The organism is Streptomyces tagetis, assembly GCF_018069565.1.
Lineage (GTDB): Bacteria > Actinomycetota > Actinomycetes > Streptomycetales > Streptomycetaceae > Streptomyces > Streptomyces tagetis.
The window spans coordinates 892760-913462 of record NZ_JAGPNL010000001.1 but is presented as its reverse complement, the minus strand read 5'-3'; the positions used below and the strand labels follow the sequence as shown (position 1 = coordinate 913462).

The window sequence follows — 20703 nt, the reverse complement described above, 5'->3', positions numbered from 1 at the left end:
AGCCGGGTGTTGCGGCAGTGCGCTGGAACTCGCAGGGCGATGCGGGTTGTTACGGCGGTGCGTCGGAACTCACCGGCGGGTACCGGGTATTACGGCGGTGCACGGGAACTCACCGCGTCGAGCGGGGCGTTGCGGCGGTGCTGTCGTACGTCGTACGGGTGCGGTGGGGCCGGTTACGCGGGGGAGAACAGGTGGTCGCTGATGAGCCGGGCCGCGCCGATGACGCCGGCGGTGGGGCCCAGTTCGCCGAGGACGATGGGGAGGTTGCCGGTCGCCAGCGGGAGCGACTGGCGGTACACCTGGGTACGGATCGCGGCGAGCAGGTTGTGGCCGAGGCCGGTCACCCCGCCGCCGATCACCACCAGGCCGGGGTTGAAGAAGCTGACGAGTCCGGCGATGACCTGGCCGGTGCTCCGGCCGCCCTCCCGGATCAGCTCCAGGGCGGTGGCGTCGCCGGCGGCGGCAGCGGCGGCGACGTCGACGGCGCTCAGGGCCCCGTTCGCCTCCAGCCGGTGCGCCAGTTCGGGTGAGAGGCCCTGCCGGGCGGCCTCCACGGCGTCGCGGGCGAGCGCGGCGCCGCTGAAGTGGGCCTCCAGGCACCCCCGGTTGCCGCAGGCGCACGGGCGACCGTCGGGCACGGCCTGGATGTGCCCGATGTCGCCGGCGCTGCCCGTGGTCCCCCGGTAGACGGCGCCGCCGACGACGATGCCGCAGCCGATGCCGGTGCCGATCTTGACGCAGAGGAAGTCGGCGACGGTGCGGGCGACGCCCGCGTGCTGCTCCCCCAGCGCCATCAGGTTCACGTCGTTGTCGACCATGACCGGGCAGCCCAGTTCCTGGCTGAGCGCCTCCCGGACGGGGAAGCCGTCCCAGCCCGGCATGATCGGCGGGGCCACGGGGACGCCCTCGGGGAAGCGGACCGGTCCCGGGACGCCGATGCCGGCGCCGTCGAAACCGTCCGCGAGGCCCGAGGCCCGCAGCTTCGCCGTCATGGAGAGCACGTGCTCGAAGACGGCGACCGGTCCCTCGCGGACGTCGAGGGGCTGGTTGATGTGTCCGAGGATCTCCAGTTCGGCGTTGGTGACCGCGACGTCGACCGAGGTCGCGCCGATGTCGACGCCGAGGAAGCGGAGTTCGGGGTGGAGCCGGACGTTGTGGGAGCGGCGTCCGCCGCGCGAGGCGGCGAGTCCGTCGGCCACCACGAGGCCCGTCTCCAGCAGCCGGTCCACCTCCACGGCCAGCTTGGACCGGGACAGGTCGACCTGGTCGCCGAGCTGGGCACGGGAGTTGGGGCCGCCGTCGCGCAACAGGCGCAGCAGCCGGGCCTGATGGGAGTTGGCGGGTCGTGCGGTCATGCGTCTCACGATCCCCTCCCCGCCTCGATCGGCCGCGGCGCCGGTCTCCGGCCGCCTTCGGTGGCCTGCTTTCGGAGGGAACGTAGCAGTGGACGCCGGGGAGGGGAAGAAGTAGCGCATGAATCGGTGCCGACTTTCTCCACTGAGTGGACAAAGCCTCGCGTGGCGGAGCGGTGCGGGCACGACGAGGCCGCCCGGCGCGGATGCCGGGCGGCCTGGGGTGTTCTGGTGCGTTACGCCGTGGACCGGGCGTGGTACGAGCGGCGGGTGTGCTCGGTGTGTTCGCGCATCAGGCGCATGGCCCGCTGCTCGTCCCGCTCGGCGATGGCGGCGATCAGCCCCCGGTGCTCGATCCAGGACTGCCTGCCGCGCTGCCGGGCGACCGGCGTGTAGTACCAGCGCACCCGGCGGTCGACCTGGCCGGCGAGTTCGGCGAGGACGGCGTTGCTCGCCAGCTCCATCACCTTGGCGTGGAAGCGGGCGTTGAGGGCGACGGCGGCGTCCACGTCGTCGGCGGCGACGGCCCGCTCGCCCTCCGCGCACAGCTCCTCCAGCGCGGCGATGCCGGCCTTGTCCGCGTTGGCTGCGGCGAGCCGGGCCGCCTCGGCCTCCAGCAGGGTGCGGACGGTGAGGAGCTGGTCGGCCTCCCGCTCCGTCGGCTCGTGGACGAAGGCGCCCTGGGCGGGGCGCAGATCGACCCAGCCCTCGGTGTCGAGCCGTTGCAGGGCCTCCCGCACCGGCTGCCGGGAGACCCCGAGGTGCCCCGCCAGCTCGCTCTCGACGAGGTGTTGGCCGGGGCGCAGCGCACGGGTGGTGATGAGTTCGAGCAGTGCCTCGTAGACACGGTCCCTCAGCGGGCCCGGCCGTTCGAGCCTGGGCACCGCGCCCTGCGGCAGTCCTGCGGACAACATCGGTCCCCCTCGCAGCCGGCACGAGCGTTACGTGGCATGGCGACACCCCGGAGCATCGGCCGTATCCGACGCATCGAAGTATCGAAGTATCGATGCCTCGGAGTATCGATTGTCTTTCGTCTACAGTCTACGGCGCGAACGGGGCATCCGGGGGCGGTTGGGGGCGCGGAGTCGTCCATGTCACACCGCGCCCGGTTCCCGGCGGGTGCCCCGCCGGGGCGGTGCCGGGGGCGGTCGGGGCAGCGGACGACCCGCCCCGCGTACGGGTCAGGGGCAGCGGATGACCTGCCCGGCGTACGAGAGGTTGCCGCCGAAGCCGAAGAGGAGGACCGGGTCGCCGCTGCGGATCTCGCCCCGTTCCACCAGCTTGGACAGGGCGAGGGGGATGCTGGCGGCCGAGGTGTTGCCGGAGTCGACGACGTCGCGGGCGACCACGGCGTTGACGGCGCCGATGCGTTCGGCGAGCGGCTCGATGATGCGCAGGTTGGCCTGGTGCAGGACGACCGCGGCGAGGTCGGCGGGGTCCAGTCCCGACCGCTCGCAGGCCCGGCGCGCGATGGCGGGCAGGCGCGTGGTGGCCCAGCGGTAGACACTCTGGCCCTCCTGGGCGAAGCGCGGCGGGGTGCCCTCGATGCGCACCGCGTGGCCCAGTTCGGGCACCGAGCCCCACAGCACCGGCCCGATCCCCGGCTCGGCCTGCGGCTCGCACGCCTCCACGACGGCCGCGCCCGCCCCGTCGCCGACCAGCACACAGGTGGTGCGGTCCTCCCAGTCGGCCACCTCGGACATCTTGTCGGCGCCGATGACCAGGGCGCGGCGGGCGGAACCGGCGCGGACGGCGTGGTCGGCGGTGGCCAGGGCATGCGGGAAGCCGGCGCAGACGACGTTGAGGTCCAGGGTGGCCGGCTCCGTCATGCCGAGGCGGGCGGCGACGCGGGCGGCCGTGTTCGGGGAGCGGTCGATGGCGGTGGAGGTGGCGACGAGGACGAGGTCGACATCGGCGGGGGTGAGTCCGGCCGAGGCGAGCGCCTTGGCGCCGGCGTGCGCGGCCAGTTCGTCCACCGGCTCGTCGGGGCCGGCGATGTGGCGCGTGCGGATGCCCACCCGGCTCGTGATCCACTCGTCACTGGTGTCGACCATGCCCGCCAGTTCCTCGTTGGTGAGAACCCTGGCGGGCTGGTAGTGGCCGACGGCCGTGATGCGCGAGCCGTGCATGGTGGACCCCCTCGTCTCCTGGGATGCGGGTCCACCAGTGTGATGAGTGACCGGCGGGTACGGCGGCAGGTGAAGCGACAGGAAACCAGCGCCGCGCTTGTCGCTTCCGGCAGCACCTCCGGGCCCCCGGAGTGCCGGGGGCCCGGCCGCCGCCCCGCGGGACCGCGCACGTCAAGGCGTCACGGGACCCCGCATGTCGAAGCGCCGGAGGGCTCTCACTTACCGGCATAGGGCACCGGGAGCCGTACCCGGGGAGAGCCGGAAGGCGTCCGGCTCCCCCGGCCGTCAGCCCGTGAAGAGCTGGGTCGCCTTGCGGACGAGTTCGTAGAGCCCGTAGGCGAGCGGGAGGCCCACCCAGAGCCAGGTGAAGGCGATCAGCGCGCGCCGGCCGGAGGGGACGGGCGGTATCTGGCTGCCGTCAGACGACATCGGCGGCCTCCTTCGGTGCCGGGGCGGGGACGTGGTGGCGGGCGTGGACCGGCCGGACGAGTTCGTTGGCGACGAAGCCGACCACGAGCAGGCCGATCATGATCACGAAGGAGAGCCCGTACAGGGCCGAGCCGTGCCGTCCGGCCTCCTCCTGCCGGTCGGCTATCCAGTTCACGATCAGCGGTCCGAGGACGCCGGCCGTGGACCAGGCGGTGAGCAGCCGCCCGTGGATGGCGCCGACCTGGTAGGTGCCGAAGAGGTCCTTCAGATAGGCGGGGGCGGTGGCGAATCCGCCGCCGTAGAAGGAGAGGACGACGAGGGCGCAGAGCACGAACAGCGGCTTGGAGGAGTCGCCGAAGAGCGCGATCAACGCGTACATCACCGCGCCGACGCCGAGGTAGACGCGGTACATGTTCTTGCGCCCGATCAGGTCGGACGTGGAGGACCAGCCGATCCGGCCGGCCATGTTGGCCGCGGACAGCAGGGCGACGAACCCGGCGGCGGCCGTCGCCGAGACCGGAGCGGAGGTCTCCGCGAAGAAGTCCGTGATCATCGGCGCGGCCTTCTCCAGGATGCCGATGCCCGCCGTGACGTTCGCGCAGAGCACGATCCACAGCAGCCAGAACTGCGGAGTGCGCACCGCGCCGCGCGCCGAGACCTGGACGCCGCCGCGCGCCGCCGCGGCGGCGTCGGCCCGCGCCGCGCCACGGGGCACGCGCACCAGCAGGACGCCCAGCAGCATGAAGACGGCGTAGGTCAGCCCGTGCACGAGGAAGGCGAGGGCGATGCCCGAGGAGCCGGTGCCGAAGGACTCCAGCATCTGCGCCGACCAGGGCGAGGCGATCAGCGCGCCGCCGCCGAAGCCCATGATGGCGATGCCGGTGGCCATGCCGGGCCGGTCCGGGAACCATTTGATCAGGGTGGAGACGGGCGAGATGTAGCCGATGCCGAGTCCGATGCCGCCGACGAATCCGTAGCCGAGGACGATCAGCCAGTACTGCTCGGTGTAGGCGCCCAGCGCGGAGAGCAGGAAGCCGGAGGAGAAGCAGACCAGGGCGACGGTCATCGCCCAGCGCGGACCGTGGCGTTCGACGAGGGTGCCGCCGAAGGCCGCCGAGAGGCCGAGCATGACGATGCCGAGCTGGAAGGGCAGCGCGCTCTGCGTGCCGCTGAGACCGAGCGCGGACTCCAGTGGGGGCTTGAACACGGACCAGGCGTACGCCTGGCCGATGGAGAGGTGGACCGAGAGGGCCGCCGGGGGCACGAGCCAGCGGCTCCACCCGGCGGGGGCGATGGGGGGACTCATGAGTCCCTCACCGTAGGGAGGCGGAGGGGAGTTGAGAAGACTGTTGAGCAGACAACCACCGGTACTGCACAAAGCCTTGCCGTCGCGCCTTCCATACTGTAGACAGTATTTCGTCGACAGGAAGCCGGTGGGTGACCGGCGGCCGGCCGTCGGCGAACGGAGCGGCCACGGCCTCGTCCCCCATGTGCAGGACAATGAGATCGTTACATGAAGGGCCGCCTCGGCCATCGGAACGGACGGAACCGGGACTGACCGGCACGACGGGACACGGAACATGGGACGAGTCACGGAACGACGCAAGGTGCTCCGCATACGGGACGGGGCGGTCTCCAGCCGCCCGGACACGCTCGTCGCCGAGGAACCACTGGAGATCCGGCTGAACGGCAAGCCGCTGGCGATCACCATGCGCACCCCCGGCGACGACTTCGCGCTCGCCGCCGGATTCCTGGTCAGCGAGGGCGTGCTGGCCGAGGGGAGCGAACTGCAGAACATCGTCTACTGCGCGGGCGCCACCGCCGACGGCTCCAACACCTACAACGTCGTGGACGTACGCACCGCCCCCGGGGTGGTCCTGCCCGACATCACCCTGGAGCGCAACGTCTACACCACCTCGTCCTGCGGCCTGTGCGGCAAGGCCAGCCTGGACGCGGTGCGCACGACGACCCGCTGGCCCATCGCCGACACTCCCCCGGTCCGGATCACCCCGGAGCTGCTGGCGGAGCTGCCGGACCGGCTGCGCGCGGCCCAGCGGGTCTTCGACCGGACCGGCGGACTGCACGCGGCGGCCCTCTTCACCGACGAGGGCGAACTCGTCGACGTCCGCGAGGACGTGGGCCGGCACAACGCGGTCGACAAGCTGGTCGGCCGCGCCCTCCAGGACCACCGCCTGCCGCTGTCCCGCTCGGTCCTGCTGGTCTCGGGCCGGGCCTCCTTCGAGCTGGCCCAGAAGGCCGTGATGGCGGGCATCCCCGTGCTGGCGGCCGTGTCGGCGCCCTCGTCGCTCGCCGTCGACCTGGCGGCCGAGACGGGACTGACGCTGGTGGGCTTCCTGCGGGGCAGCTCCATGAACGTGTACGCGGGCGAGGAACGGATCGCCCTGCGGGCCGCGGCCGTCCAGGGCTGACCCGCCTCCCCGCGGCACGGCGGCGGGGCCCCGACCGGCGGGGAGCGCCCCCTGCGCCGGAGGGGCCCCGTCTCGACCTCGACCTCACCGGACCGGGGCGGTGCCGGCCCGGCCCGGCCGGGAGACGGGGGCGCCGGTTGGCCCCCGGTCCGCCTCGGCCGGCGCCCGGTCAGCGTCCGCGGGCCCCCGCGCCGACCGCCGGCCGGGGCGTCTCACGGGCCCCGGCGGTCTCGCGTACCCCAGCGGTCCCGGCGGTCCCGGCCGTCCCGGCAGCGGTCCCGGCAGCCTCGGTCCCGGCCGTCCCAGCCACCTCGGCCGTCCCAGCCGTCCCAGCCGTCCCGGCCACCTCGGCCGTCTCGGGATCGTCCGCCCGGCGTCGGGCGAGGACCGCGCAGACCATGAGCTGCATCTGGTGGAAGAGCATCAGCGGCAGCACGGCCAGGGACGCCTGCGCGCCGAACAGGACACTGGCCATGGGCAGTCCGGCGGCGAGGGACTTCTTCGAGCCCGCGAACTGGATCGCGATCCGGTCCGCCCGGCCGAAGCCCAGCGCCTTCGCCCCGTACCAGCTCACCAGCAGCATCACGGCGAGCAGTACGGCCTCCACGGCCATCAGGCCGGCCAGCCGCGCCGGACTCACCTGGCGCCACACGCCCTCGGCCATGCCCTCGCCGAACGCGGTGTAGACGACGAGCAGGATCGAACCCCGGTCGACGAGGCCGAGGACCCTCTTGTGCCGCGCGACGAAGCCGCCGATCCACCGGCGCAGCATCTGCCCGGCGACGAACGGCACCAGCAACTGCGCCACGATCCGCAGCAGCGAGTCCGCCGAGAAGCCGCCCCCGCCCCCGCCGAGCAGGGCCGCGGCCAGCAGCGGCGTGGCGACGATGCCGGCCAGCGAGGAGAAGGAGCCCGCGCAGATCGCGGCGGGCACGTTGCCGCGCGCCATGGACGTGAAGGCGATCGACGACTGGATCGTCGACGGGACCAGCGTGAGGAAGAGCAGGCCCTGGTAGAGCGGTTCGGTCAGCAGGACCGGGACGAGCCCCCGGGCGGCGAGCCCGACCAGTGGGAAGAGGACGAAGGTGCAGGCGAGCACCGTGACGTGGAGCCGCCAGTGGCGCAGCCCGTCCATCGCCTCCCGGGTGGAGAGACGGGCGCCGTAGAGGAAGAAGAGGAGGGCGATCGCGGCGGTCGAGGCGCCGGAGGCGGCGTCCGCGCCGGTGCCCCGCGCCGGGACCAGTGCCGCGAGGCCCACCGTGGCGAGCAGCAGCAGGATGTACGGGTCGATCGGCATCCAGCGCGGCCAACGCAGGCGTGTCACGGTGCTCCACTTGCTTGTTCGTACGTGCTTCGTGCGGGTCCGGGCCGGTTTGGTCCCGCCGGGCCCCGGGGGCCGGGGCGAGGGCCACGGGTCCCCGGCCCATCGTGCCCCTCCGCGCGGCGATCGGGAATCCCGTACACCGCTCTGACTGTCATCACGTTCCGCGATGACCGGGTAGCGTGGGGGCCGTGTACGACCCTTCGCATCTGCGGACGTTCCTCGCCGTGGCCGGGGCGCTGAGCTTCACGCAGGCGGCCCGGCGGCTCGGGCTGCGCCAGTCCACGGTGAGCCAGCACGTGCGGCGGCTGGAGGACGCCACCGGGCGGCAGTTGTTCACCCGGGACACCCACTCCGTGGAGCTGACCGAGGACGGCGAGGCGATGCTCGGCTTCGCGCGCCGCATCCTGGAGGTGCACGAGCAGGCGACGGCCTTCTTCGGCGGCACGCGGCTGCGCGGCCGGCTGCGGTTCGGGGCGTCGGAGGACTTCGTGCTGACCCGGCTCCCGGAGATCCTGGAGGGCTTCCGGCACGAGCATCCCGAGGTCGACCTGGAGCTGAGCGTCGAACTCTCCGGCACCCTCCACGAAAAGCTGGCCGCCGGGAAGCTGGACCTGGTGCTCGCCAAGCGGCGGCCCGAGGACCCGGGCGGCGAGCCCGTCTGGCACGACCGGCTGGTGTGGATCGGCGCCGAACGGCTCCGCCTCGACCCCGGCCGCCCCGTGCCGCTCATCGTCTACCCGCCGCCCGGCATCACCCGCGCCCGCGCCCTCGACGTCCTCCAGCGGGCCGGCCGGCCCTGGCGCGTGGTGTGCACCAGTCGCAGCCTCAACGGTCTCGTCGCGGCGGCCCGTGCCGGGCTCGGGGTGATGGCGCACGCGCGGGGCCTGGTGCCGCCGGGCCTGGTCCGGGTGCCGGACCGGGCGGGCCTGCCGGACCTGGGGCGGATCGACTTCGTCCTGGTCCACGGCCGGCGCCGCCCCTCCGCGCAGCAGGCGGCCGACGCCCTGGCGACGGCGATCCTGGCCGGCGGCGACCGCCTGCACCAGCCGCGGCGGCCGGGGCTCGCCTAGCCGGCCGGGCCCGCCTCGCCCCGCCCGCCGGGCCCGCCTCGCCCCGCCCGCCGGGCCCGCCTCGCCCAGCCCGCCGGGCCGGGCCTGCCCGGCGGGCCCCGCGCAGGCCCCGGAGATTGCCCCCTACCGCCGGTAAGCGGGTCGTAGGGATTCGGTGGAGAAAACGGCACCGAAAATCGCCCGATCCCCGCGAAAGCGTCCGCTCCTTCCCCATGTGACCGCTTTTCCCCTCCCGGCCCCGCCCTCCCCCGGGCGGCGAGGGGCGCCGCGACCCCTGCCGCCCCCGGAACGGGTGGGGTAGCTTTCACGGCGCCGTGCGGGGTGCCACCAGGAACGGGGAGCGGGGTTTGCGCGAGTTCACCAACCCTCCGTCGGCGTCGGCCCCGCCCGTGGGCGGTCTGGCCGACGTGGTCTTCCGTCACGCCGAGGTGGACCCCGCCCGGATCGCCCTGGGCCGCAAGGACGCCGCGGGCCGCTGGCGGGACGTGACGGCGGCGGCCTTCCGCGACGAGGTGCTGGCCCTCGCCAAGGGCCTCCTCGTCCAGGGCGTCCGCTTCGGCGACCGGGTCGCCATCATGTCCCGCACCCGCTACGAGTGGACCCTCTTCGACTTCGCCCTGTGGACCATCGGCGCCCAGGTCGTGCCCGTCTACCCGACCTCCTCGGCCGAGCAATGCCGCTGGATGCTGCACGACGCCGAGGTGAGCGCCGCGGTCGTCGAGCACGAGGACCACGCCATGACGATCGCCACCGTCATCGACACCCTGCCGCGGCTGCGCGGGCTGTGGCAGCTCGACGCCGGCGCGGTGCAGCGGCTCTACGACGCCGGCGCGCACCTCGACGACGAGGTGGTGCACCGGCACCGCCGGGCGGTCACCCCGGACTCGGTCGCCACCGTCATCTACACCTCCGGGACGACGGGCCGCCCCAAGGGCTGCGTGCTGACCCACGGCAACTTCATGGCGGAGGCGGACACGGTCGTCGCCCGCTGGGAGCCGGTGTTCCGCTCCCGCCGGGGCGAGGAGGCGTCGACCCTGCTGTTCCTGCCGCTGGCCCACGTCTTCGGACGGATGGTGGAGGTCGCGGCGATCCGGGGCCGGGTCCGCTTCGGCCACCAGCCGGAACTGCACGCCGCGGCGCTCCTGCCCGACCTGGCCGCCTTCCGGCCGACGTTCCTCCTGGCGGTGCCGTACATCTTCGAGAAGGTGTTCCACGCGGCCCGCCGCAAGGCGGAGAAGGAGGGCAAGGCCGGTCCGTTCGAGAAGGCCGTCGACGTGGCGGTGCGCTACGCGGAGGCGCTGGAGGCCAGGGCGTGGGGCACCGGCCCCGGCCCGTCGGCGGCGCTGCGCGTGCGGCACCGGTTCTTCGACCGGCTCGTCTACGCCAGGGTGCGGACGGCGATGGGCGGACGCATCCGCAACGCGATGTCGGGCGGCTCGGCGATGGACCGCCGGCTCGGCCTCTTCTTCGCCGGCGCGGGCGTGCAGGTCTACGAGGGGTACGGGCTGACCGAGTCCACCGCGGCGGCCACCGCCAACCCGCCCGAGCGGACCCGCTACGGCACCGTCGGAGTGCCCGTACCCGGGGTCACCGTGCGCATCGCGGACGACGGCGAGATCCTGCTGCGCGGACCGACCGTCTTCCGGGGCTACCTCAACGACCCGGAGGCGACCGGCGCGGCGCTGCGCGACGGCTGGCTCGCCACCGGCGACCTCGGCGTCCTGGACGAGGACGGCCACCTGACCCTCACCGGCCGCAAGAAGGAGATCCTCGTCACCTCGGGCGGCAAGAGCCTGTCCCCCGGACCGCTGGAGGACCGGGTCCGCGACCATCCGCTGGTCCACCAGTGCATCGTCGTCGGCAACGACCGGCCCTACGTGGCCGCGCTGGTGACCCTCGACCAGGAGGCGGTCGAGCACTGGCTGACGATGCGCAACAAGCCCCGGGTGCCGGCGTCCCGGCTGGTGCGCGACGCCGATCTGGAGGCGGAGGTGCGGCGCGCGGTCGTGGCCGCCAACACCCTCGTCTCGCAGGCCGAGTCGATCCGCACCTTCCGCATCCTGGCGCAGCCCTTCACCGAGGAGCAGGGGCTGCTGACGCCGTCGCTGAAACTGAAGCGGAAGGCCATCGAGCAGGCGTACTCCGACGAGATCGGGGCGCTGTACCGGGCATGAGTTTCCCGGTCAGGAATGCATCGGGGCACCTGATCGTTGACCATGGGAGTACAAACGTCCACGACCCTAAGGATCAGAAGCCCGTGAGCAGCAAGGTCCCCCCGATCACCCTGAACAACGGCGTCGAGATGCCCCAACTGGGCTTCGGCGTGTGGCAGGTGCCGGACGACGAGGCCGAGCGGGCCGTCGCCACGGCGCTGGAGGCCGGGTACCGCAGCATCGACACCGCGGCGATCTACGGCAACGAGGAGGGCACCGGCCGGGCCGTCGCCGCCTCGGGCGTCGCCCGTGAGGACCTCTTCATCACCACCAAGGTGTGGAACAGCGACCAGGGGTACGACTCCACCCTGCGCGCCTTCGACAGCTCGCTGGAGAAGCTGGGCCTCGACCACGTGGACCTGTACCTGATCCACTGGCCGGTGCCGGCGCTCGACCGCCACGTCGACACGTACAAGGCGTTCGAGAAGCTGCACGCGGACGGCCGGGTGCGCGCGATCGGCGTGTCGAACTTCCTGCCGGAGCACCTGGAGCGGCTGATCGGCGAGACGTCCGTCGTCCCCGCCGTCAACCAGATCGAGCTGCACCCGCAGCTCCAGCAGGGCGCCGCCCGCGCCTTCCACGAGGAGCGGGGCATCGCCACCGAGGCATGGTCGCCGCTCGGCTCGGGCAAGGGGCTGCTGGAGGTCCCGGCGATCGTCGCCATCGCCCGCAAGCACGACCGCACCCCGGCCCAGGTGGTGCTGCGCTGGCACCTCCAGGTCGGCAACGTGGTGATCCCCAAGTCCGTGACGCCGTCCCGGATCGCGGAGAACATCGCGGTGTTCGACTTCGAGCTGGACGCCGAGGACCTGGCGGCCGTCAGCGCCCTCGACGAGGGACGCCGCCTGGGTCCCGACCCGGCCGAGTTCAACGTCGGCGCCTGAGCGCACGAGCGCGACACGCCGGGCCCGGTCCATGCGGCCGGGCCTCGGCGTGTCGGGCGGCACGCCGAGGCCGCGCAGGACGTACGGCCCCGGGCGACCCGGGCGTGTCGTCCTGACGCGGCGTCAGGAGAGGTGCGGCGCCGGTCAGCCGTCGGGGCGTGCCGCCGCGTACACCGTGTGTGCCAGCAGTACGAAGACGTCCGGCCGCCGGTGCAGGCTCGCCGCGTCCTCGGGGTCGAGGAGCCGGTCCAGCGTCTCCCGGTCCACGGTGTCGAGCGCGTCGGCGAGCCCGTCGCGCAGCCGGGACAGCGAGGTGACGGCGTAGGCGCGGGCCGCCTCGGAGACGGGCGCGGGCAGGTCCAGCAGGAAGCTGCGGGTGCCGGTGTGCCGCAGTCCCGCAGCGGCCAGCAGCGCCGGCCAGTCCTCCGCCTCCGCGACGGAGCCGGACAGGCCGGCCCGCATCCCGGCGAACGTGTCCTCCTCGGCGGCACGCAGCCGGGCCTCCAGCCCGGGGCGGCCGATGCCGATGTCGCGGGGCAGGAACCGGGCGGGCAGCCCGCCCTCCAGGACGGCCAGGGTGCCGCCGGGCGCCAGGTGCCCGGCGAGGGCGGCGAGGGCCGCGCGCTGGTCCCCCAGGTGGTGCACGCTCTGGGAGGCCCACATCAGGTCGGCCGGGCGGTCGAGCGCGCCGAGCACCTCCGGCAGGTCGCCGGCGAGGGTGCCGAGGCGGTCGGCGACGCCGAGCCGGGCGGCGCGGTCGCGGGCCCGCTCCAGCAGCGGGGCGGCGCCGTCGACGGCGAGGACGCGGGCGCCGGGGAAGGCTTCCGCGATGAGGCAGGAGACGACGCCCGGTCCGCTGCCGACGTCCACCACCCGCCCCGGCGCGGGCACCTGCCCGGCGAGCCAGGCCATGGCCTGCCGGTAGAGCGGCGCGAACAGCTCGGCCTGCGCCTCCAGCAGCGGGGCCATCGCGGCCCAGTCCACGTCCCCGTGGTCGTGGTGGCCGGGCCCGTGGTGGTGCCCGTGCGCGTGCGGGTGGTCGTCGGGGGCGCGGTGCCCCGGGTGCTCGTGCGCCATGCCGGTCAGCCTTCCGTTCGCGGAGGTGCCAGCGTGCGACGGCGCACCGCCTCGCGGCCACTTCTGTTGCCGTAACCGCAAAACGGCCCGCCCGGCCTCCCGGGCCCGGCGCCCGGCCCCACGGGAGGCCGGGGCCCGGACCGGTCGGGTCCGGACCCCGGCGGGGTCACCTATCCGAGGCGTCCGCTCACGAGAGCGGCGGGTAGGCGTTGCGCATCAGCTCCTGGAACTGGGCGGAGAACCAGTGCCCGGAGACCGGGGCGTTCGCCAGTGCGCCCGAAGGGCTGTTGCCGTTGCGGGCGTTGCCCCCGTACGTCGGGTCGCACATGCGGTCGAAGCCCTTGCCCTCGTCGTTCGGCAGCTCCTTGCTCGCCCCGTCGGACTCGCCCGGGGGCTTCATCCACACGTATGCGTCGATCCCGGCGGCGGGGCTGGCCTGCGGGCGTTCGCCGAGGCCGGCGCCGGACTGGTTGCACCAGTTGCCGAGGTGGACACGGCGGTCGTAGCGCCCGCCGTCGACGTAGGCGTCCACGCTGGTGCGCGGACCGGGTCCGGTGGGCCGGGCCGAACCGCCCCAGCCGTTGCGGGAGGTGTCGATCAGCATGCCGATGCGGGAGTCGAAGCCCTTGGAGACCAGCTCGTTGCGGAATGCCTGGGCGAAGGACTGCTCGTCGACGTACTGGTTCCAGTCCACCCACTTCGACTGGCGCACGGACGTGCCGTTGATCTGGTCGCCGAGGGCGAAGTTCTGCTCCTTGAGGGCGCTGTAGTTGGCGGTGTTGGTGATGAAGCCGTGCACGTCGGCGACGGTCGCGCCCTCGGCGCCGGCGGCCTGCCGGATGACGGTGGCGCTGGCGCCGAAGTTGTCGTCCCAGCCGATCCAGCCGTGGTGCCCGGCGTCGATGTAGTTGTAGACGTTGGCGACGTCGCCGAGCTTGTTCAGGGCGTAGCCGACGCCCTTCACGTAGTTCCCGTTGGCGAGCATGGTGTCGCACTGCGGGGTCGCCGTCGCGCGGCTGCCGGTGTTGGTGACGAGGTTGGGCAGCGAGTCGATCTCGATGGTGGTGACGATCCGCAGCGCCGAGTACTTCGGGTCGCCGAGGATCTTGGCGATCGGGTCGATGTACTCGGTCTTGTAGCGGCCGAGGTCGTTCGGGCCCAGTTCGCCGTTGGAGGCGAGGGCGGCGCAGTCGCGGCCGGGCAGGTTGTAGATGACCAGTTGGATGACGAGTTCGCCGGAGCCCTTCTGCTGGAGCGCGGCGTCCAGGTGGTCGCGCAGGCCCATGCCGCCGTTGACGCCCGCGATGGCGGCGGTCCGGTCCAGCCAGACCCCGGTGGGCTGGTTGGCGATACGGCTGCCGCCCGGTTCGGCCGCCGCCATGGCGGACCACTCCGGGTTCACGTACACCTTGGCGCCGGCGTACGGGTTGTCGACGCGGTTGGCCGGTCCGCCGGGGTCGGTCGGGTCCGTGGGGTCGGTCGGATCGGTCGGGTCGGTGGGGCCGCCGTCGACGTTGCAGGTCACGCCGTCGAGGGTGAAGGCGGCCGGTACGGCGTTGCTGCCGCTGTAGGCGGCCTGGAAGCCGAAGCTCACCGAACCGCCGCTGGGCAGCGCCCCGTTGTAGGACTCGTTGGCCGCGGTGACCTGGGCACCGCTCTGGCTGACCTTCGCGTTCCAGCCGCTGGTGACCTTCTGGTTGCCCGCGTACGTCCACTTCACGGACCAGGCGGACTTGGCGGAGCCGTTGTTGGTGACGATCACGTTGGCGGTGAAGCCGTTGCCCCAGTCGTTCTGCACCTGGTAGTCGACGGTACAGGGGGCGGCAGCCGCGCCGACGTCCGCCGGGTGGGCGGCGAACGCCGTGCCGGAGGCGCCGGCGACCAGCGCCAGGGCGGCGAGCATCGCGGTTCTCGAACGGGTCATGACTGCGGGTTCCTTCTTCCTTCGGGGGTGATCCGGTGATTCCTCGGAGGTGTGCCTCGGTGGTTCGTCGGGGGCGCCTGGCCGTGTGTCTGCCGTGCCCAGGTGGCCGGTCGGGCGTGCCTGGGGCGTGCCGGGCGTGCCCAGGTGGTACGTCGGGCGTGCCTGGCCGTGCCGGGCGTGCCCAGGTGGCCGGTCGGGCGTGCCTGGGCCGTGCCGGGCGTGCGTCGGTGGTGCTCCGGTGGTTCCTCGGGTGTGCCTGGACGTGCCTCGGTCGTCCCCGGACCTGCCCGGGGTGCCCGGTGTGCCGGTGGTTCCCGGAACCGCCCCGCCCGTCCCCGGGGGCGTGCCGGTGCGGCCGGTCCCCGAAGGGGCCGGCGGGCCCGCCCCGTGCCGTGCCTTCGGGGCTTGTCCGCCGCGGGCCGCGTCCACACGGGACGTCGGCGCGGCGCACCGGGTGCCCCGCGCCGGGAGCCGGGACGGGCCGCGGGGACGGCCCACCTCGGCCACGGACGGCTCGGTGCGCCGTCCGGCGGGCGGGGAACACGGGGTCGAGCGGTGCGGTCAGTGCCGCGTGAGCGGCGAAAAGCCCAGGTCGCGGGCGGTGCGGCACGGGTGGCGCAACGGGCGGGGCACAAGGTGGCGCATGAGCGACTCCTCGCAGTCCGGGCATGCCGTCAGGCACACGTCAACTGTGGAAGCGCTCCCACTGGTTCAGCGAAGGTAGCGTCAAGTGACGGAGAAGAACAGAGGAGTAACCGACTTTCTCCTCCGGCCCCCCGTCGAATCTTTTCGACTCTTCAAGCACCTTGACCGTTCAGACCCCCCTCCCCAATATGGGAGCGCTCCCACTGGTTCAAGGCTTGTTGCTCCTCCCCCACTCCCTCCCCGAGCGCAAGGAGGAACCAGCACCATGCACCCCCCGACGCACCCCCCGAACAGGCCCGGACGCCGCGGCGCGCGGCGCCTGTGGACGGCCGCCCTGGCGGCCCTGGCACTTCCCCTCACCATGGTGGGCACGGGCACGACTCCCGCCCGCGCGGCGGCACTTCAGTGCAGCGTGGACTACAAGACCAACGACTGGGGCTCGGGCTTCACCGCGGATCTGACCCTGACCAACCGCGGCACCGACGCCATCGACGGCTGGACCCTCACCTACGCCTACACCGGCAACCAGACGCTGACCAACGGCTGGAACGGCACGTGGTCCCAGTCGGGCCGGAACGTCACCGTGAAGAACGCGCCGTACAACGCGCGGATCGCGGCGGGCGACGCCGTCACCGCCGGCGGCCAGTTCACCTACAGCGGCACCAACACCGCCCCGTCCTCCTTCTCGGTCAACGGCACCCCGTGCACCGGCGCGCACCAGCCGCCGATCGCCGTGCTGACCAGCCCGCAGCCGGGCGCCGTCTACTCCCAGGGCGACGCGGTGCCGCTCGCCGCCACGGCTGCCGCCGCCGACAACGCCTCCGTCACGAAGGTGGAGTTCTACGACGACACCACCCTGCTGGGCACGGACACCAGCGCTCCCTTCACCCACTCGGCCACCGGGCTCGGGGTGGGCAGCCACTCGCTGGTGGCGAAGGCGTACGACAGTCTGGGCGCCTCCGCCACCTCCACCCCGGTCGGCATCACCGTCGCCTCGGGCCCCGCGGTGGTCGCCACGCCGTCCCAACTCGGCGTCCGCCAGGGCACGTCGGGCACGTACGAGGTCCGGCTCTCCACCCAGCCGGCGGCGAACGTGACGGTGACGACGACCCGCGCGAGCGGCAACTCGGGCCTGTCGGTCTCCGGCGGGGGGAGCCTCACCTTCACCCGGTCGAACTGGTCCACCGCCCAGAAGGTGACCATCGCCGCCGGCTCCTCGGGCACCGGCTCGGCGGTCTTCGAGTCCACGGCCCCGGGCCACGGCAAGGCCGCGGTCACCGTGACCCAGCTCGCCGCCTCGAAGAGCTACGACGCCCGCTTCCTGGAGCTGTACGGGAAGATCACCGACCCGGCGAACGGCTACTTCTCACCCGAGGGCGTGCCCTACCACTCGGTCGAGACGCTGATCGTCGAGGCGCCGGACCACGGCCACGAGACCACGTCGGAGGCGTACAGCTACCTGCTGTGGCTCCAGGCCATGTACGGCAAGGTCAGCGGTGACTGGTCCAAGTTCAACAACGCCTGGTCGATCATGGAGAAGTACATGATCCCGACCCACGCGGACCAGCCGACCAACTCCTTCTACGACGCCTCCAAGCCGGCCACCTACGCCCCCGAGCTGGACACGCCGAACCAGTACCCGGCCGCGCTCGACGGCGCGGCATCGGTCGGCCGGGACCCGATCGCGGCCGAGCTGAAGTCGACGTACGGCACGGACGACGTCTACGGCATGCACTGGCTCCAGGACGTCGACAACGTCTACGGCTACGGCAACTCGCCGGGCAAGTGCGAGGCGGGGCCGTCCGACACGGGCCCGTCGTACATCAACACCTTCCAGCGCGGCGCGCAGGAGTCGGTGTGGGAGACGGTGCCGCAGCCGACCTGCGACGCCTTCAAGTACGGCGGCAAGAACGGCTACCTGGACCTGTTCACCGGCGACTCCTCGTACGCCAAGCAGTGGAAGTTCACCAACGCCCCGGACGCCGACGCGCGCGCGGTGCAGGCCGCGTACTGGGCGGACATCTGGGCCAAGGAGCAGGGCAAGGGCGGCGAGGTCTCCGGGACGGTCGCCAAGGCCGCCAAGATGGGCGACTACCTGCGCTACGCCATGTACGACAAGTACTTCAAGAAGGTCGGCGACTGCGTGGGCCCGGCGAGCTGCCCGGCCGGCTCCGGCAAGGACTCCTCGCACTACCTGCTCTCCTGGTACTACGCCTGGGGCGGCGCCACCGACGCCTCGGCCGGCTGGGCCTGGCGCATCGGCTCCAGCCACGCGCACGGCGGCTACCAGAACCCGCTGGCCGCCTACGCGCTCAGCACCTACGCCGACCTGAAGCCCAAGTCGGCGACGGGCGCGGCGGACTGGGCCAAATCGCTCGACCGCCAGGTGGAGTTCTACCGCTGGCTCCAGTCCACCGAGGGGGCCATCGCGGGCGGCGCGACCAACAGTTGGGCGGGCCGGTACGCGACGCCGCCGTCCGGCACGCCGAAGTTCTACGGCATGTACTACGACGAGAAGCCCGTCTACCACGACCCGCCGTCCAACCAGTGGTTCGGCTTCCAGGCGTGGTCGATGGAGCGGGTCGCCGAGTACTACCGGCAGAGCGGCGACGCCAAGGCGAAGGCGGTCCTCGACAAGTGGGTCTCCTGGGCGCTGTCGGAGACCACCGTCAACCCGGACGGCACCTTCCGGTTCCCGTCGACGCTCCAGTGGTCGGGCCGTCCCGACACCTGGAACGCGGCCTCCCCCGGCGCCAACGCCTCGCTGCACGTCACCGTCGCCGACTACACGGACGACGTGGGCGTGGCGGCGGCGTACGCCAAGACCCTGACGTACTACGCGGACCGCTCCGGTGACGCACGGGCCGCGTCGACGGCCAAGGCGCTGCTGGACGGCATGTGGGAGCACAGCCAGGACGCGCTCGGCATCGCCGTCCCGGAGACCCGCGCCGACTACAACCGCTTCGACGACCCGGTGTACGTGCCGAACGGCTGGAGCGGCACGATGCCGAACGGCGACCGGATCGACGCGTCGTCGACCTTCGCCTCGATCCGCTCCTTCTACCGGGCCGACCCGAACTGGTCGAAGGTCGAGAGCTATCTCGCGGGCGGTGCCGCGCCCACGTTCACGTACCACCGGTTCTGGGCCCAGGCGGACATCGCCCTCGCCATGGGCTCGTACGCGGAGCTACTCGAATAGCCCCCGCTCTCCGCGTACCGGGCCGGGCGGCCCCTCCCGCAGTGGGGCCGCCCGGTCTCCGCGCGTTCCCATCGACGTGATGGGCCGTCAGCCGCCGTGTCTGCGGGCGGCGTTCACCCACTCGTCCGTTCGTCCGCCAGTCTCCCGCTTTGTCCCCGTGAGGGACTACGCTGGGTGGGTTCACCACAGCGTCATCCGGGGGGATTTCCGTGCGTATCCGCATGATGGCCGTCGTCGCCTCGACGGTCCTGGCCGGCTGTCTCACCGCCTGCGAACCCGGCGCGGACCCGGGTCCGGCGGGCTCCCCCGCCGCGCCCGCCTCCCCGTCGGCCGGGGGTGCCACGGCCGGCGACAAGCCCGCCGGCAAGGCCCCGGCGACCGTGCCGGACTTCGTGGGCATGGGGCTCCAGTCGGCCCAGGACACCGCCCAGGAGGCCGGGTTCCACGTGCTGACCTCGCACGACGCGCTGGGCCGGGACCGGATGCAGGTCCTGGACCGGAACTGGAAGGTGTGCGGCCAGAGCGTGGCCGCCGGGCGCAGCGTGCCGACCGACACGCCGCTCGACTTCGGCGCGGTGAAGCTGGAGGAGTCCTGCCCCGCCAAGGAGCGCCCCTCCCCCGACACGGCGAGCGGGAGGATGCCGGACTTCAAGGGCGGGTCGGTGAAGGCCGCCCGCGCCGCGCTGGACAGTGGGACCTCGCTCACCGTCAAGGACGTCTCCGGGCAGGACCGCTGGGTACTGGTGGAGAGCAACTGGCAGGTGTGCGCGCAGGACCCGGCGGCCGGCACCGAGATCAAGGGGCGGCCCGTCGAGCTGCGGGCGGTCAAGTACGGCGAGTCCTGCCCCTGAGCGGAGGCGTCCGCGCGGGCCGGGTCCGCGCAGCAGGCCGAAGTCCGCGCGGGCCGGGATCAGGGCGGCCCGGGATCAGGGCGGGCCCGGAGTCAGGGCGTCCGCGGCGCCGGTGCCGGGACCGCCGGGGGTTTCGTGAACGCCCGGAGGGTGAAGACGGGGTCGGGCCGGGGCCGGTCCTGGTCGGGCAGGGCGGCGAGCCGCTCGGCGAACCGGTCGGCGAGCGCGCTGCCCGGCGGCAGCGTGCCGAACCAGCCGCGGCGCAGGTCGGCCACGGTACGGCGGGGGCTGCGGCCCTGGCCGTGGCCGGTGAAGCGGGCCCCGCCCGCCGGGAGCAGTCCGTGGGCGCGGGCGTGCGCCTCGACCTGGACGGCGGTGTCGTACACGGCGGTCGGCGGGCGGGCGGCGAGCACGGCGTCGATGTCGCTGCCCACGTTGTGCGCGGCGCCCTTGTCGACCGTGGTGACCCAGACCCCGCCGGGGCGCAGCACCCGGGCGCACTCGGCCACGATGGCGCGGGTGGCGCGGGCACTGCCGGCCAGGTGGAGCAGCCAGACGCTGGTGACGGCGTCGAACTCCCCGTCCCGGAACGGCAGCCAGCCCGCGTCGGCGCGGACGACGGCGCCGGGGAGGCGGGCGGCGGCCCGGCCGGCCATGGCGACGGACCGGTCGACGCCGGTCACCCGGGGCGCCCCGGTCCCGGCTGCGAGCCGGCGGGTGACGATGCCGGTGCCGCAGCCGACGTCGAGCAGGGTGCGCGGCCGGGGCAGCAGGCTCAGGACGGCGCGTGCGGCGGCCTCGGCACGGGGCTCTCCGCCGCGCCAGGCGTCGTAGCCTTCGGCTTCCCGGTCGTAGTCGAGCACATCCGTCAGTGTGCCCCGTGACCGGGCGCCAGGTCCCGTACTCGGCGGGCCAGCTCGATGTCCTTCTCGGTGACGGCGCCGCCCGCGCTGTGGGTGGAGACGGCGAGGGAGACCGTGTCGTAGCCGAGGGTCAGGTCGGAGTGGTGGTTCAGCTCCTCCTGCACCTGGGCGATGTGGACGGTCATGGCGGTGGCCGCGAAGTGCGAGGCGAGCCGGTAGGAGCGGGTGAGCCGGCCGCCCTCGGCGGACCAGCCCGGCAGTTCGGCGAGCCGTTCCTCCAGGTGCTGCGGCGAGAGCGGTTCGACGGGCATGGG

At 73.3% G+C, this 20703-nt stretch carries 16 protein-coding genes; 6 read left to right on the top strand and 10 right to left on the bottom strand.

The genetic code is table 11. The annotated features are described in order from the left end of the window. Positions 1 to 173: 173 nt before the first annotated feature. From J5Y05_RS03890 to J5Y05_RS03870, 5 genes are all read right to left on the bottom strand, one after another. On the bottom strand, positions 174 to 1355 hold the full coding sequence (locus J5Y05_RS03890) for an ROK family transcriptional regulator (RefSeq protein WP_210868308.1): 1182 nt from the start codon (positions 1353 to 1355) through the stop codon (positions 174 to 176). A gap of 233 nt (positions 1356 to 1588) precedes the next feature. Continuing rightward, entirely contained in the window at positions 1589 to 2266 is a 678-nt protein-coding gene (locus J5Y05_RS03885; RefSeq protein ID WP_210868307.1) for a GntR family transcriptional regulator, read from the bottom strand. A gap of 267 nt (positions 2267 to 2533) precedes the next feature. Further along, entirely contained in the window at positions 2534 to 3481 is a 948-nt protein-coding gene (locus J5Y05_RS03880; RefSeq protein ID WP_210868306.1) for a beta-ketoacyl-ACP synthase III, read from the bottom strand. Between the two features lie 285 nt (positions 3482 to 3766). Then, complete coding sequence (locus J5Y05_RS03875) at positions 3767 to 3910, bottom strand: MFS transporter small subunit (RefSeq protein WP_210868305.1); 144 nt, start codon at positions 3908 to 3910, stop codon at positions 3767 to 3769. Continuing rightward, positions 3900 to 5216: an OFA family MFS transporter gene (locus J5Y05_RS03870; protein ID WP_210868304.1), complete on the bottom strand. Its 1317-nt coding sequence runs from the start codon at positions 5214 to 5216 to the stop codon at positions 3900 to 3902. Before J5Y05_RS03870 ends, J5Y05_RS03875 begins: the two co-directional genes overlap by 11 nt. Positions 5217 to 5490: 274 nt before the next feature. On the opposite strand from J5Y05_RS03870, the gene fdhD reads away from it, so the two are divergent. Further along, positions 5491 to 6339, top strand: a complete 849-nt coding sequence (gene fdhD / locus J5Y05_RS03865; RefSeq protein WP_210868303.1) for a formate dehydrogenase accessory sulfurtransferase FdhD — start codon at positions 5491 to 5493, stop codon at positions 6337 to 6339. 169 nt (positions 6340 to 6508) lie between these two features. On the opposite strand, the gene J5Y05_RS03860 is transcribed toward fdhD, so the two are convergent. Next, entirely contained in the window at positions 6509 to 7636 is a 1128-nt protein-coding gene (locus J5Y05_RS03860) for a bile acid:sodium symporter family protein (RefSeq protein ID WP_210869683.1), read from the bottom strand. A 215-nt stretch (positions 7637 to 7851) separates the two neighbouring features. Between J5Y05_RS03860 and J5Y05_RS03855 the strand changes: the two genes are divergently transcribed. The 3 genes from J5Y05_RS03855 to J5Y05_RS03845 all read left to right on the top strand — a co-directional run bounded on the left by J5Y05_RS03855 (position 7852) and on the right by J5Y05_RS03845 (position 11830). Next, a complete protein-coding gene (locus J5Y05_RS03855; RefSeq protein ID WP_210868302.1) occupies positions 7852 to 8733 on the top strand; it encodes a LysR substrate-binding domain-containing protein in 882 nt (293 codons plus the stop codon). A 347-nt stretch (positions 8734 to 9080) separates the two neighbouring features. Then, positions 9081 to 10907, top strand: coding sequence for an AMP-dependent synthetase/ligase (locus J5Y05_RS03850; protein WP_210868301.1), 1827 nt, complete (start codon positions 9081 to 9083; stop codon positions 10905 to 10907). An 83-nt stretch (positions 10908 to 10990) separates the two neighbouring features. After that, on the top strand, positions 10991 to 11830 hold the full coding sequence (locus J5Y05_RS03845; protein ID WP_307853693.1) for an aldo/keto reductase: 840 nt from the start codon (positions 10991 to 10993) through the stop codon (positions 11828 to 11830). A 144-nt stretch (positions 11831 to 11974) separates the two neighbouring features. Here the strand turns inward: J5Y05_RS03845 and J5Y05_RS03840 are convergent, their stop codons facing one another. Both J5Y05_RS03840 and J5Y05_RS03835 read right to left on the bottom strand, forming a co-directional pair. Then, positions 11975 to 12907, bottom strand: a complete 933-nt coding sequence (locus tag J5Y05_RS03840; protein WP_210868299.1) for a class I SAM-dependent methyltransferase — start codon at positions 12905 to 12907, stop codon at positions 11975 to 11977. Between the two features lie 187 nt (positions 12908 to 13094). Beyond that, positions 13095 to 14831, bottom strand: coding sequence for a glycoside hydrolase family 6 protein (locus J5Y05_RS03835; protein ID WP_210868298.1), 1737 nt, complete (start codon positions 14829 to 14831; stop codon positions 13095 to 13097). 910 nt (positions 14832 to 15741) lie between these two features. On the opposite strand from J5Y05_RS03835, the gene J5Y05_RS03830 reads away from it, so the two are divergent. Further along, positions 15742 to 18675: a glycoside hydrolase family 48 protein gene (locus J5Y05_RS03830; RefSeq protein WP_210868297.1), complete on the top strand. Its 2934-nt coding sequence runs from the start codon at positions 15742 to 15744 to the stop codon at positions 18673 to 18675. A 221-nt stretch (positions 18676 to 18896) separates the two neighbouring features. Next, positions 18897 to 19526 carry a PASTA domain-containing protein gene (locus tag J5Y05_RS03825; RefSeq protein WP_210869681.1) on the top strand — a complete coding sequence of 210 codons (630 nt, stop codon included), beginning with the start codon at positions 18897 to 18899 and terminating at the stop codon, positions 19524 to 19526. A gap of 92 nt (positions 19527 to 19618) precedes the next feature. Here J5Y05_RS03825 and J5Y05_RS03820 read toward each other — a convergent pair whose 3' ends face one another. Together J5Y05_RS03820 and J5Y05_RS03815 are read right to left on the bottom strand one after the other, a co-directional pair. Then, positions 19619 to 20389 carry a class I SAM-dependent methyltransferase gene (locus J5Y05_RS03820; RefSeq protein WP_210868296.1) on the bottom strand — a complete coding sequence of 257 codons (771 nt, stop codon included), beginning with the start codon at positions 20387 to 20389 and terminating at the stop codon, positions 19619 to 19621. 5 nt (positions 20390 to 20394) lie between these two features. Next, the gene (locus J5Y05_RS03815; protein ID WP_210868295.1) at positions 20395 to 20700 is read right to left on the bottom strand and encodes a 4a-hydroxytetrahydrobiopterin dehydratase; all 306 of its coding nucleotides are present in this window, start codon (positions 20698 to 20700) and stop codon (positions 20395 to 20397) included. Positions 20701 to 20703 lie beyond the last annotated feature (3 nt).

What these genes read in the sequence shown, in the direction of transcription:
- J5Y05_RS03825 (WP_210869681.1), top strand. Translation starts at nt 18,897, where the DNA reads ATGATGGCCGTCGTCGCCTCGACGGTCCTGGCCGGCTGTCTCACCGCC.
- J5Y05_RS03835 (WP_210868298.1), bottom strand. Translation starts at nt 14,831, where the DNA reads ATGACCCGTTCGAGAACCGCGATGCTCGCCGCCCTGGCGCTGGTCGCC.
- J5Y05_RS03875 (WP_210868305.1), bottom strand. Translation starts at nt 3,910, where the DNA reads ATGTCGTCTGACGGCAGCCAGATACCGCCCGTCCCCTCCGGCCGGCGC.
- J5Y05_RS03860 (WP_210869683.1), bottom strand. Translation starts at nt 7,636, where the DNA reads ATGCCGATCGACCCGTACATCCTGCTGCTGCTCGCCACGGTGGGCCTC.
- J5Y05_RS03870 (WP_210868304.1), bottom strand. Translation starts at nt 5,216, where the DNA reads ATGAGTCCCCCCATCGCCCCCGCCGGGTGGAGCCGCTGGCTCGTGCCC.
- J5Y05_RS03840 (WP_210868299.1), bottom strand. Translation starts at nt 12,907, where the DNA reads ATGGCGCACGAGCACCCGGGGCACCGCGCCCCCGACGACCACCCGCAC.
- J5Y05_RS03890 (WP_210868308.1), bottom strand. Translation starts at nt 1,355, where the DNA reads ATGACCGCACGACCCGCCAACTCCCATCAGGCCCGGCTGCTGCGCCTG.
- J5Y05_RS03885 (WP_210868307.1), bottom strand. Translation starts at nt 2,266, where the DNA reads ATGTTGTCCGCAGGACTGCCGCAGGGCGCGGTGCCCAGGCTCGAACGG.
- J5Y05_RS03830 (WP_210868297.1), top strand. Translation starts at nt 15,742, where the DNA reads ATGCACCCCCCGACGCACCCCCCGAACAGGCCCGGACGCCGCGGCGCG.
- J5Y05_RS03815 (WP_210868295.1), bottom strand. Translation starts at nt 20,700, where the DNA reads ATGCCCGTCGAACCGCTCTCGCCGCAGCACCTGGAGGAACGGCTCGCC.
- fdhD (WP_210868303.1), top strand. Translation starts at nt 5,491, where the DNA reads ATGGGACGAGTCACGGAACGACGCAAGGTGCTCCGCATACGGGACGGG.
- J5Y05_RS03880 (WP_210868306.1), bottom strand. Translation starts at nt 3,481, where the DNA reads ATGCACGGCTCGCGCATCACGGCCGTCGGCCACTACCAGCCCGCCAGG.